The organism is uncultured Alsobacter sp., assembly GCF_945952055.1.
Lineage (GTDB): Bacteria > Pseudomonadota > Alphaproteobacteria > Rhizobiales > Beijerinckiaceae > Alsobacter.
Genome location: NZ_CAMFHB010000012.1, coordinates 85,327 through 97,958, shown reverse-complemented (window position 1 = coordinate 97,958; position 12,632 = coordinate 85,327). Strand labels below are relative to the sequence as shown.

Genomic DNA, 12,632 nt, shown 5'->3' with positions numbered 1-12,632 from the left:
GCGTCATGGCCACCTGCTATGCCGACACCCTGCGCCTCGCCGCCCGTAAGATCACGGCGCGGTACGATGGCGCGCTCGAGCCGACCGGCCTGACGATCGCGCAGTTCGCCCTGCTGCGGAAGATTCGGCGCGCCGGGGAGGCGTCGCTGACCGATCTGGGGCGCCGGGCTGGCCTGGACCGGTCGACGATAGGCCGCAACGTGCGCGTGCTGGAGAAAGCCGGGCTCGTCGCCATGGCGCCCGGCAAGGATCAGCGCGAGGCCGCCGTCGCGCTGACCAAGGCCGGGCACGAGCGCCTGGCCCAGGCCGAACCCCTCTGGGAGCAGGTGCAGACCGAGATCGAGGACGTGCTGGGCGCATCCGGCGTGAAAAGCCTGAACCGCCTGGCCGACGCCTTCTGAGCCCCCTTTGCCGAACTGAAACGGGTATATACCCGAAAGGACCCGCGATGACTGCCGTCCCCCACCCTGCCCCCGATGGCGCCATCGCCACGTTCCTGGCCCGCCGCAACATCCACTATGGCTGGTTCATCGTGGGCGTGACGTTCCTCGTGATGCTGGCCACGGCGGGCGCCATGGGCGCTCCGGGCGTGCTGATCGAGCCGCTGCAGAAGGAGTTCGGCTGGACCAACGCCGACATCTCCGCCGCCATGGCGCTGCGGCTCGGCCTGTTCGGCCTGATGGCGCCGTTCTCGGCCGCCCTGATCAACCGCTTCGGCGTGCGCCCGGTGGCGCTCACCGCGCTCGCCCTGATCATCAGCGGCATCGTCGGCTCGCTCCTGATGACGAAGGTCTGGCACCTCGTGGCGCTGTGGGGCATCGTGATCGGCATCGGCACGGGCATGACGGCGATGGTGCTCGGCGCCACGGTGGCGACGCGCTGGTTCTCCCATCGCAGGGGTCTCGTCGTCGGCATGCTGACGGCGAGCAACGCCACCGGGCAGCTCGTCTTCCTGCCCCTGCTCGCGACGCTCACGACGACCTTCGGCTGGCGGACTGCACTGGCCACCGTCGTCTGCGTCCTGTTCGCGGCAGCGGCGCTGGTGGCCTTCTTCATGCGCGACCGGCCGTCCGACGTGGGGCTGCCGCCCTATGGCGAGACCGAGATCGTGCCCGCGCCGGCCAACCGCCAGACGCTGCCGCAACTCGTCTCGACCCCGCTCACCACGCTGCGCGACGCGGCGCGCACCCCGATCTTCTGGGTCCTGTTCCTGACCTTCTACGTCTGCGGGCTCAGCACCAACGGCCTCATCCAGACCCACTGGATCACGCTGTGCGGCGACTTCGGCGTGGCGCCCGTTGGCGCGGCCGGCATCCTCGCGGTGATCGGCATCTTCGACTTCATCGGCACCATCCTGTCCGGCTGGCTTTCCGACCGCTACGACAACCGCTGGCTCCTGTTCTGGTACTATGGTCTGCGCGGGCTCTCGCTGATCTTCCTGCCCTCTTCCGACTTCTCCGTCATGAGCCTGTCGATCTTCGCCGTCTTCTACGGCCTCGACTGGGTGGCGACGGTGCCGCCGACCGTGCAACTGACGGCCCAGCGCTTCGGCCGCGAGAAGGCCAACGTGGTGTTCGGCTGGGTCTTCTGCGGCCACCAGATCGGCGCCGCGTCGGCCGCCTGGGGCGCGGGCTTCGCCCGGACGGATTTCCTGTCCTACCTGCCGGCGCTCTACGTCGCCGGCTTCGCCTGCCTTGCCGCATCCATGCTGGTGCTGACGGTCCGCAAGCAGCCGCGTCCCGCGGCGGCGTGACCTGAGGGACAGCCGTCAGCCCGCGCAGGACGCGCGGGAGGACGGCCGTCCCGGCGTGAAGCAGGCGGTCTGCCGGCACGCACGCAAGCGCGCGGATCCGGCCCATTCAAACCGGATCTTCCGATATTGATCCGATCCTCCGTTGTTGATCCGGCGCGGCGCAGATAAGTTTTCTCCAACGAGTGCCGAAGGCACCGTTCCCACCGAGGAGGAAACGATGAAGCGCATCCGTGCGATGCTCGTTGCTGCGTGCGCGCTGACGCCGGTATGGGCCCTCACGGCCCCGGCTCACGCCCAGGGTATCCCCCAGAACATCCCCCGCAAGGAACTCGTGATCCTCGAGAACCCCGAGGGCACGATCAAGAACGCCGGCTGGTTCAACATGTGGGCGATCAACGCCGGCAGCCAGTCGAACGGGCTGCAGCAGGTCGCCCTCGACACGCTGTGGTACATCGACCCCGAGCGCGGTCTCGACGGCTCCTGGGACAACTCGCTCGCCGCCGACAAGCCCGTCTACAACGCCGACTACACGGAGATGCGGGTCAAGCTGCGCCGCGGCATCTTCTGGAGCGACGGCGTCGAGTTCACCTCCGCCGACGTGAAGGCCACGGTCGACATCCAGGTCAAGAACCCGGCCATGCGGTTCTCGGCGGTGCTGGCCAACAACGTGGCCGAGGTGCAGGCGCCCGACGCCGAAACGGTCATCTTCAAGCTGAAGAAGCCGAACTCGCGCTTCCACACCAACTTCACGGTCCGCTGGGGCGGAATCTGGATCCTGCCCAAGCACGTCTTCGAAAAGGTCGAGGACCCGGTGAAGTTCGACTTCAACAAGCCGGTGTCGCTGGGCGCCTACACGCTCCACAGCTACGATCCCGACGGCAAGTGGTACATCTGGCAGCGCCGCGAGGACTGGCAGCGCACCACGCTCGCCCGCTACGGACAGCCCGCGCCGCGCTACCTCGCCTATGTCGATCCGGGCCCGCCGGACAAGCGCGTCATCGCCCAGCTCAACCACGAGCTCGACGTCATCCACGACATCGCGCCGGAAGGCATGTTCACGCTGGCCAAGCAGGGCAAGTCGACCCGTGCCTGGTTCAAGGGCTTCCCCTACGGCCATCCGGATCCGACGCTGCCGGCGGTCGTGTTCAACACGCAGACCGAGCACGCCAAGAACCGGGACGTCCGCTGGGCCCTGACCCTGCTGATCGACCCCAAGGCGGTCGCCATGGCGTCCTATCGCGGCGCCGCCACGATCTCCGCCATCGCCGTCCCGCCGACCGGCGTGCATCCGGACGCCTACCACCTCCCGATGGATGCCTGGCTCAAGGACTACGAGCTCGACACCGGCAAGCGGAAGATCAAGCCGTACGACGCCACCGTCGGCAAGCAGATCGCCGATTCGCTGCGCCCCTCCATGGGCGACCAGATCCCCAGCGATCCCAACGAGATCGCCCGCGCCTTCGGGACGGGGTGGTGGAAGACCGACGCCCAGGCGGCCACGGAACTGCTGGAGCGGGCCGGCTACAAGAAGCAGGGCAACCAGTGGATGGGCCCGGACGGCAAGCCGTTCTCCATCCGCCTGATGGTCGAGGGTGACCTGCGCCCGGTCATGACCCGCGCCGGCACCATGATCGTGCAGCAGTGGCGCCAGTTCGGCATCGACGCCAAGGTCGACGTCGCGCAGGGCACGCTGCTCACGCGCCGTGCCGCCGGCGACTTCGACGCCTTCATCGGCTGGAGCGTCGAGACCTGGGGCGGCCACAACGACCTCTCCTACTTCATGGACAGCTGGCACTCCCAGTTCGTCGCCGAGCCCGGCAAGCCTCAGCCGCTGCGCAACTGGCAGCGCTGGTCGAACCCGGAACTCGACAAGCTGATCGAGCAGACCCGCACGATCTCCTTCGACGACCCGAAGGGCATCGAGATCGGCAAGGAGTACGTGAAGCTGATGGTCCGCGAGATGCCGATCATCCCGCTCATGGCCTACAACGTGTTCACCGCGATGGACCAGACCTACTGGACGGGCTGGCCGACCTCGGAGAACCCGTACGCCAACCCGGTCACGAACTGGGGCAACTCGCGCTACATGTTCGTGAAGATCAAGCCGACGAACTGAGGCCGCGGTGAAGCCCGACAGGCTTCACCAATCCCCCGGTTCGCTCCTTTCTCCGCCGTCATGGCCGGGCTTGGCCCGGCCACCCACGACTTCGGGATGGCCCCGGCAAAGTCGTGGATGCCCGGGCCAGGCCCGGGCAGGACGGCCGAGGGGGCGACACAAGACGACGGCGCCGGCCATGGCCGGCGCTCCATGTCCGAACGTCTCGGCATTCTGGTTTCTCCGCGCAGCGAGTGCTCATGCACGGCTATCTCGCCTACTGCCTGAAGCGCATCGGCCAGTTCCTGCTCGTCGTGTTCATCGGCGTGAACCTGGCCTATGTGATCACGCATGCCACGCCGATCGACCCGGTCGAACAGTCCGTGTCGGCCGTGACCTCGTTCAGCAGCACGGCGCCGGACGCGATCGCGCAGATGCGGGAATCCCTGCAGGAGCTCTACGGCCTGAAGGGCTCGCGCTGGGACCAGTACGTGACCTTCTGGCGCAGGATCCTGGTGGGTGACTTCGGCCCGTCGCTCTCCGCCTTCCCCACGCCCGTCTCCGCCCTGATCGCGCGCGCCCTGCCCTGGACCGCGGGACTGCTGATCACGTCCACGCTGATCACGTGGGCGCTCGGCAACCTTCTCGGCGGCCTCGCGGGCTACTACCGCAAGAACCGCTCGCTGAAGCTCATGGGCGTGCTGGCCATGGGCATCCACCCCGTGCCCTACTACATCGTCGCCCTCGCGCTCCTCGTCGCCTTCGGGTTCATCTGGCCCATCCTGCCCATCGGTGGCGGCTCGGCTATGAACCTGCCGCAGGGGTGGAACTGGGCCTTCGTGTCGAGCGTGATCAAGCACTCCATCCTGCCGTCCCTCTCGCTGATCCTGCTGGGGCTCGGCAGCTGGTTCCTGGGCATGCGCTCGCTGGTGTCGAACATCGTCACCGAGGACTACGTGGTCTACGCGGAGGTCGCGGGCGTCGACAGCCGCCGCATCCTGACCTCCTACGTCATGCGCAACGCGCTCGTGCCGCAGGTCACGGGGCTCGCCATGTCGCTGGGCGCCATCTTCAACGGCGCCGTCATCACGGAGAAGGTCTTCGGCTATCCCGGCCTCGGCTCGCTCCTCATCGACGCGGTCTATGCCGGCGACTACAGCCTGGTGCTCGGCGTGACCACCGTGTCCATCCTGGGCGTGTCGATCTGCGTGCTGGTGATCGACCTGCTCTACCCCATCCTCGATCCGCGCGTGCAGGTGGCGTGATGCTGGCAATCCTGCGCGATCTCCTGCGCTACAACATCGAGTTCCGCATCGGCCTCCTGCTGGTGGGTACCGTGCTGGGCATGGCGATGCTGTCGTTCGTGTCGCCCTACTCGCCCATCGACGTCTACGTCGCGCCGCCCGACGTGCCGCCGTCGGAGGCCTACTGGTTCGGCACCTCCTCGCGCGGGCAGGACGTGTTCTGGCAGCTCACCTTCGCGCTGCGCAACACGCTCGCCTTCGGCTTCGTCGTTGCCATCCTGTCGCGCATCCTGTCGCTCCTGATCGGCCTCGTCGCCGGCTACAAGGGCGGCTGGGTCGACCGGGTGCTCATGTCGATCAACGACACCTTCATCATCATCCCGCTCTTCCCCATCCTCATCCTGTTCTACTTCGTGCTGCGCGACTCCATGAGCTGGGTCCTGCTCGCCGTCATCATGGCCTGCCTCGGCTGGGCCTACGACGCACGGCTCATCCGGTCCGTGGCCATGGGCCTGAAGACCCGCGAGTTCACGCAGACGAGCCTGTTTTCCGGCATGACGACGCGCGAGATCCTCACGCGCGAGCACCTGCCCTACGTGATGCCGATCGTTTTCTCGACCACCATGAACAACATGAACTGGTCGATCGGGCTCGAGGTGACGCTGTCGGTGCTCGGCTTCACCGACATCAACACACCCACCATCGGCGGCATGATCTACTGGGCCAACCAGCACACGGCCATCGTCGCCGGCATCTGGTGGTGGATCGCGTTCCCCGTGATCTTCATCGTCATGGCCTTCGTGGGGCTCTATCTGCTCGCCGTCTCGATGAACGAGTACATCGACCCGCGCAGCCGCCTGGCGCGGGTCGGAGGGGGTGGATCGTGAGCGCCTCTCCCACACGGCCGGAGGGCGTGCCATCCACGGAGCGGGCAGGCCCCGTGCTGCAGGTCCGCGACCTCCAGGCGCATTTCCGGACGCGCTATTTCGGCGTGAACCGCGAGGTGAAGGCCGTCGACGGCGTCACCTTCGACATCCGTCGCGACGAGACCTACGGGCTGGCGGGCGAGTCCAGTTCGGGCAAGACGACGCTGATCAAGACCGTCGCCGGGCTGGTGAAGCCTCCCCTCGAGATGGTGGGCGGCAGCGTCCGCTTCTCGTTCCTGCCGGGCTACGACGCCCTGCACCGCGCCCCGCCGCAGGAGGTGGCCCGCATCCGCTGGCGGCACCTCTCCTACATCATGCAGGGGTCGATGAACGTCCTGAACCCGCTGCGCAAGGTGGGCGGCACCTTCAAGGATTTCGCCGCGCGCCACATGGGCGGGCCGGGCCCCGTGTTCCAGGAGAAGGTGGTCGAGCATCTGGGCCGCCTGCGGCTCGATCCCTCCGTGCTGCAGGCCTATCCGCACGAACTGTCCGGCGGCATGCGCCAGCGCGTCACCATCGCGCTCGCCACGATCTGCCGGCCGGAGTTCATCATCGCCGACGAACCCACGACGGCGCTCGACGTGCTCGTCCAGAAGGACGTGCTCGGCATGCTGCGCTCGGTGCAGCGCGAGATGCGGTCCTCGGTGCTGTTCGTGACGCACGACATGGGCGTGCATGCCCACCTCACCGACCGGCTGGGGATCATGTATGCGGGGCGGCTCGCCGAGGAAGGACCGACGCGAACGCTGTTCGAGCGTCCCCTGCACCCCTACACCCGTCACCTGATCGCCAGCCTGCCCCGCATCGGCGACGACACGCCGCGCAAGGCCCTGGAGGGCAGCCCGCCGAGCCTCGCCGACCCTCCGCCCGGCTGCCGCTTCCACCCGCGCTGCCCGCTGGCGATGGACGTCTGCCGCACGGCGGTGCCGAAGATGGTGGAAGAGGAGCCGGGGCACCGGGTCGCCTGCCATGCCGTCAGCGGGGAGCGTGCCCTATGAGCGCGCCGCTGACGGTCGACAACGTGTCCAAGACCTTCGCGCGCGGCGGCCTTCTGTCCCGTCGCCGCGTCGCGGCGGTGTCGGACGTGAGCTTCACGGTGGGCGCCAACGGGCCGGAGATCTTCACGATCATCGGCGAGTCCGGCTCCGGCAAGACCACGCTGGCCCGCATGATCCTCGGCCTGCATCGCCCGAGCGCCGGCCGGATCACGCTCGACGGCACGGACCTCGCGACGATCCGGGGCAGCGCAGCGCGCCATGCCTTCATGGCGAAGGTGCAGCCCATCTTCCAGAACCCGTTCGAGGCCTTCAATCCGCTGAAGCGCCTCGACCACTATCTCTTCCTCACGGCCCGCCGCTTCGCCGGCGCGTCCTCGACGGCGGAAGAAGAGCGCCTGACGGACGCGGCACTGCGCCAGGTCGGCCTCTCTCTCGCCGAGGCCAAGGGACGTTTTCCGCACGAATTGTCGGGCGGCCAATTGCAGCGCATCGCCATCGCCCGGGCCTTGATCTCGCGACCGAAGCTGATCGTCGCCGACGAGCCGGTCTCGATGGTCGATGCGTCGCTGCGCATGGCCATCGTCAACCAGTTCAAGGCGCTGCGCGACGAGCTCGGCATCTCGATCATCTACATCACCCATGACCTGGCGACCGCCTACTACATCAGCGACCGCCTGATCATCATGCAGAAGGGGCATGTGGTCGAAGCCGGCGATGCCCGCACCGTGCTCGCCGCGCCCCAGCACCCCTATTCCCGCCAGCTTCGCGAGGCCGTCCTCCTGCCGGAGACCCTCGCGGTTCCGTCCACCCCAACCCTTTCGTCCACACCTTGAGACCCGTTCGCCGGAGAGAGCCATGAGAAAAGCTTCCGTCATGCTGGATCGCGACTTCGCGATTGGCCGCACCGATCCCCGCCTGTTCGGCGCCTTCGTCGAGCACCTGGGCCGCTGCGTCTACGGCGGCATCTACGAGCCGGGCCACCCCACGGCCGACGAGAAGGGATTCCGCGGCGACGTGCTCGAGCTCGTGCGCGAGCTCGGCCCCACGATTATGCGCTATCCCGGCGGCAACTTCGTCTCGGGCTACAACTGGGAGGACGGCGTCGGCCCGATGGAGCAGCGCCCGCGCAAGCTCGACCTCGCCTGGTTCACGACCGAGCCGAACACCTTCGGCACCAACGAATTCGTCGACTGGTGCAAGGCGGCCAACATCGAGCCGATGCTGGCGGTGAACCTCGGGACGCGGGCCGGCGACGCGGCGCGCAACCTCGTCGAGTACTGCAACCATCCCGGCGGCACCTACTGGTCGGACCTGCGCCGCCAGCACGGCTGGGAGCAGCCGCACGGCATCAAGTTCTGGTGCCTGGGCAACGAGATGGATGGCCCCTGGCAGATGGAATACAAGACGGCCACGCAGTACGGCCTGGTCGCCAAGGAAGCGGCCAAGATGATGCGCTGGATCGACCCGACCATCGAGCTCGCCGCCTGCGGCTCGTCCGGGCGCAACATGCCGACCTTCGGGCGCTGGGAGGACGAGGTCCTCGAGCACACCTTCGAGCACGCCGAGTACATCTCCCTGCACACCTACCTGAACAACTATGCCGAAGACACGGCGGGCTTCCTCGCCTCGCCCGACATCATGGACATGTTCATCGAGGAGGTGGTCGCCATCGCCGACGGCGTGGCCGCCCGGCGCCGCTCGCCCAAGCGCATCATGCTGAGCTTCGACGAGTGGAACGTCTGGTACCGCACGCGTCGCAAGCGCGCCGACCGCGTCAAGGAAGGCTGGCCGGTGGCCCCGCCGATCCTCGAGGAAATCTACAACATGGAGGACGCGCTCGCCTTCGGCGGCGCCGTCATCTCGCTGCTGAACCACGCCGACCGCGTGAAGGCGGCCTGCCTCGCCCAGCTCGTCAACGTCATCGCCCCGATCATGACCGAGACCGGCGGACCGGCCTGGCGCCAGACGATCTTCTGGCCGTTCGCCCAGATGAGCCGGCTCGGCCGCGGCGAGGTGCTGCGCACCCGCGTCGAATCCGAGACCTACTCGGCCAGCTACTACGACCCGCGTGGCACGCAGGACCTCTACTTCCCAGTCCCCGAGACGCCCTACCTCAAGGTCTCGGCGGTGGCGGACGATGCCGGTGGCCTGGCGCTGTTCCTGCTGAACCGCGACCTGTCGCAGGAGGCCGACGTCACCATCGACGTCCGCAACTTCGGCCGCCTGAAGGTGACGGAAGCCACCGAGCTGCGACACGACGACCTCAAGGCCATCAACACCAAGGACCGCCCCAACCAGGTCAGCCCCGTGGACCTGCGGGACGTCAGCGTGGATGGTGGCACGGTGAAGGCTCGCCTGAAGCCTGCCTCATGGACCGTGGTCAAGCTGAGCGCGGCCTGAGAACCGCGCACCGAGGGACGCGATGCTCGATCGAAGCAAGCCGGGCGGCGCCAAGGCGCCGACCCGCCGGAAGGCCGAGACGGCAGATGGCGTCCGGTCCTTCCTCGTGGTGGATCCCGAGCGGCAGTTCGGGGTCCTGCGGGGTCTCGCCTCCCCGGTCCGGCTTCGCATCCTGCGACTGTTGCGCCGGCATGGACCACTGAACGTCAACAGCATCGCCGAGGCGCTGGATCTGCCGCAGTCGACGATCGCCAGCAACATCCAGATCCTGGAGGAGGCCGAGCTCATCGAGACGACGCTCGGCAAGGCGAGCAAGGGCCAGCAGAAGATCTGCGCCGCACGCTTCGACGAGATCGTCGTCCGCCTCGATCCCGAGGAGACCAGCCGGGAGAAGAACGTCATCGAGGTCGAGATGCCGCTCGGCCTCTACACGAGCTACAACGTCGCGGCCCCCTGCGGCCTGTGCTCGCGGGAGAACATCATCGGCGTCCTCGACGTGCCGGACCTGTTCCTGGACCCGGCCCGCGTGCAGGCGGCGCTGATCTGGTTCGGCCGCGGCTACGTCGAGTACAAGTTCCCCAACAACGCCAAGGTCGTCGGCGCGCCTGTCGAGACGCTGGAGTTCGAGATGGAACTCTCGTCCGAGGTGCCCGGCACGAACACCAATTGGCCGTCCGACATCAGCCTCTGGGTGAACGAAGTGAAGGTCGGGACCTGGACCTCGCCCGGCGACTACGGCGACCAGCGCGGCAAGTTCACCCCGAAATGGTGGAAGCTCGAAGGCTCGCAGTACGGGATCCTGACGAGCTGGCGGATCGGCCCGCAAGGCACGTTCCTCGGCGACCAGAAGATCAGCGACGTCACCACCACCGACCTCAAGCTCTCCGAACACCACTCGATCCGCCTGCGCATCGGCATCGACGAGGCGGTGGGACGCCCTGGCGGCGTCAACATTTTCGGCCGCGGCTTCGGCAACCACAACCAGGACATCGTCATGCGCCTGCACCTGGGGAACAGGGCCGTCGCGATTGCCAGGAAGCCCTGACGAAATACAAACGGCCCTCATCCTGAGCCGGCCGCAGCGCGGCCGAGTCGAAGGACGCAGGGTGCCGGCAGCTGCTCCTTCCTGCGTCCTTCGACTCATGGCCCTCCGGGCCATGGCTCAGGATGAGGGGGGTGGGGGCGGTCGGAACAAGGAACCTACTCTCACCCCTCCTCGGGCTTGATCCCGGCGGCCTTGGCGATGTTGGTCCACACCTCGATCTCCTTGATCTGGTAGGGCCGGAAGGCCTCCGGGTCGCGGATGTCGATGGTGAAGCCGAGCTTCTCGATGGCGGACACCACGTCGGGCTTGCGCAGGCTGGCCATGATCTCCCGCGAGAGGCGGTCCTGGGCGGGCTTCGGGGTGGCGGCGGGCGCGAAGAAGCCGGTCCACGAGGAGGCGTCGGCGCCCGTGATGCCCTGCTCGGACAGCGTCGGGACGTCGGGAAGCTTGGCATTGCGCTTGGGGCTGCCGATGGCGACGCCGCGCAGGGCCTTGTCCTGCACCTGCGCGATGACGCTGGGCAGCGTCGAGTTGGCGATGTCGATGCGGCCGCCGATCATGTCCTGCACGAGCTGCGCGGCGCCCCGGTAAGGCACGTGGGTCATCTTGATGCCCGTGCGGGCCATGAACAGCTCGGTGGACAGGTGCGAACCCGACCCGATTCCCGTCGAGCCGTAGTTGAGCTCGCCGGGCTTGTCCTTCGCGAGCTTGATGACCTCGCCGATGCTCGCCGCCGGCAGGTCCTTGCGAACCACGAACACGTGCTCGAAGGCGCCGACGCCGGCCAGCGGCGCGAAGTCCTTCACCGCGTCGTAGCCGGGCTCCTTCAGCATGAACATATTGTTGCCATGCGTCTGGTTGTTGCCGAACGTGATGACGTGGCCGTCCGGTTCGGCGCGGGCCACCTGACGCGTACCGAGCGCACCGGCGGCGCCGCCGACGTTCTCGACGATGACGTTCTGCCCGAGCACCGTCGAGAGATCCTGCGCGACGATGCGGGCGATCACGTCGGTCGGCCCGCCCGCCGGATAGGCCACCACAAGCCGGATGGGGCGTGACGGCGCCCAGGGGGCCTGCGCCCGCGCGCGCCCGGTCAATGCCAACGACGAAGCTCCGAGCCCCGCCAGCACGGCGCGACGGTTCAGTCCCATGGTGTCCTCCCTGTCCTTCGACGCAACTCTCTGGTTCGCGGCGGGATGATTGCGGATCGCCGCGGGGCCGGCAAGACCGGCCGTGCGGTCAGGCCCTCTTCCAGGCGAGGCCGCCGAGCACGCGCGCGGTCGCCGCGTGGACGACGCGGGCCTTGCCGAGCGCATCGAGGTGGGAGAAGGCCGCGCCCAGCGGCACCTCCGCATCGACGGCATCGACCGGCCCGGCCGCGCGCAGGATGTCCGCGAGGGGCAGGTCTCCCTCCCCGGGCGGAAGCCGGTTCTCCCGGGCCTCCGTCGCGAGCCCCTCGGGCGGCGGCGAAGCGGCGGGGGCGTCGCACACCTGCAGATTGCCGATGGCGCCCCTCGGAAGAGCCGCGACCTGGGCGGCCGTCCCGCCCGAGCGGATCAGGTGAAGACAGTCGAGCACGATGGCACCGTTGGGCATCCCGGCCCGCCGCACCACCTCGACCGCCTGCTCCAGCGTCTGCACGGAGCGGAAGCGCATGAACTCCAGGTCGACGCCGAGGCCGAACTCCGCCGCGGCCCCGCACGCGACGGCGAAGGCCTCGCTCACCGCGGCGAGGTCGGTATCGTTGCCGGTGCACAGCACCCGCGTCGCGCCGATGCGGGCGCCGGCCTCGAACACGGGGCGCAGCGCCGCCGCCGTCGTCTCGCGCGACAGGCTGATCATCTCGATGGTGCGGATGCGCAGGCCCCAGGCCGCCGCGGCATCGGCCGTGGCCCGCAGGAGGGCCGGATCGTCCTCGAGCGCGTAGGCGGCACCGCCGGGAACGGCCGGCGCGGTCCGCAGGCCCACGGCGGCGAACCCCGCCTGCGCCGCCACGCGGATCAGGTCGGGAGGGGGCAGATCGAGAAAACCGAGCGGCGACAGGCCGAAGGATGGCCCCCGCGCGGAGACGTCGGACAGGGACATGGGCGTCTCCCGCTGGAATGGACCACGCGACAGTGCAGCAAGGCCGCCGCCCAGACAACATGCCCCGGCGGGACCTTCGACTTCCG

Annotated in this window: 11 protein-coding genes; 9 read left to right on the top strand and 2 right to left on the bottom strand. The window is 68.3% G+C overall.

From position 1 onward, the window contains the following. Nucleotides 1-5 precede the first annotated feature (5 nt). The 9 genes from Q0Q47_RS11625 to Q0Q47_RS11585 all read left to right on the top strand — a co-directional run bounded on the left by Q0Q47_RS11625 (nucleotide 6) and on the right by Q0Q47_RS11585 (nucleotide 10,461). A complete protein-coding gene (locus Q0Q47_RS11625) occupies nucleotides 6-401 on the top strand; it encodes a MarR family transcriptional regulator (protein ID WP_293859220.1) in 396 nt (131 codons plus the stop codon). Between the two features lie 47 nt (nucleotides 402-448). Then, nucleotides 449-1,753 carry an MFS transporter gene (locus Q0Q47_RS11620; RefSeq protein ID WP_293859217.1) on the top strand — a complete coding sequence of 435 codons (1,305 nt, stop codon included), beginning with the start codon at nucleotides 449-451 and terminating at the stop codon, nucleotides 1,751-1,753. A 217-nt stretch (nucleotides 1,754-1,970) separates the two neighbouring features. Next, nucleotides 1,971-3,869, top strand: a complete 1,899-nt coding sequence (locus Q0Q47_RS11615; protein WP_293859214.1) for an ABC transporter substrate-binding protein — start codon at nucleotides 1,971-1,973, stop codon at nucleotides 3,867-3,869. Between the two features lie 239 nt (nucleotides 3,870-4,108). Beyond that, nucleotides 4,109-5,113, top strand: coding sequence for an ABC transporter permease (locus Q0Q47_RS11610; protein ID WP_293859211.1), 1,005 nt, complete (start codon nucleotides 4,109-4,111; stop codon nucleotides 5,111-5,113). Continuing rightward, complete coding sequence (locus Q0Q47_RS11605; protein WP_293859208.1) at nucleotides 5,113-5,979, top strand: ABC transporter permease; 867 nt, start codon at nucleotides 5,113-5,115, stop codon at nucleotides 5,977-5,979. The genes Q0Q47_RS11610 and Q0Q47_RS11605 overlap by 1 nt, the downstream gene beginning before the upstream one ends. After that, nucleotides 5,976-7,016 (top strand): ABC transporter ATP-binding protein, encoded by a 1,041-nt coding sequence (locus Q0Q47_RS11600; protein WP_293859205.1) that lies wholly within the window; start codon nucleotides 5,976-5,978, stop codon nucleotides 7,014-7,016. Before Q0Q47_RS11605 ends, Q0Q47_RS11600 begins: the two co-directional genes overlap by 4 nt. Beyond that, entirely contained in the window at nucleotides 7,013-7,849 is an 837-nt protein-coding gene (locus Q0Q47_RS11595; protein WP_293859202.1) for an ABC transporter ATP-binding protein, read from the top strand. The genes Q0Q47_RS11600 and Q0Q47_RS11595 overlap by 4 nt, the downstream gene beginning before the upstream one ends. A 22-nt stretch (nucleotides 7,850-7,871) precedes the next feature. Continuing rightward, nucleotides 7,872-9,416 (top strand): alpha-N-arabinofuranosidase, encoded by a 1,545-nt coding sequence (locus Q0Q47_RS11590; RefSeq protein ID WP_293859199.1) that lies wholly within the window; start codon nucleotides 7,872-7,874, stop codon nucleotides 9,414-9,416. A gap of 22 nt (nucleotides 9,417-9,438) precedes the next feature. Beyond that, on the top strand, nucleotides 9,439-10,461 hold the full coding sequence (locus tag Q0Q47_RS11585; protein WP_293859196.1) for a helix-turn-helix domain-containing protein: 1,023 nt from the start codon (nucleotides 9,439-9,441) through the stop codon (nucleotides 10,459-10,461). 161 nt (nucleotides 10,462-10,622) lie between these two features. On the opposite strand, the gene Q0Q47_RS11580 is transcribed toward Q0Q47_RS11585, so the two are convergent. Further along, complete coding sequence (locus tag Q0Q47_RS11580) at nucleotides 10,623-11,612, bottom strand: tripartite tricarboxylate transporter substrate binding protein (RefSeq protein ID WP_293859193.1); 990 nt, start codon at nucleotides 11,610-11,612, stop codon at nucleotides 10,623-10,625. Between the two features lie 88 nt (nucleotides 11,613-11,700). Further along, complete coding sequence (locus tag Q0Q47_RS11575; RefSeq protein ID WP_293859190.1) at nucleotides 11,701-12,546, bottom strand: sugar phosphate isomerase/epimerase; 846 nt, start codon at nucleotides 12,544-12,546, stop codon at nucleotides 11,701-11,703. Nucleotides 12,547-12,632 lie beyond the last annotated feature (86 nt).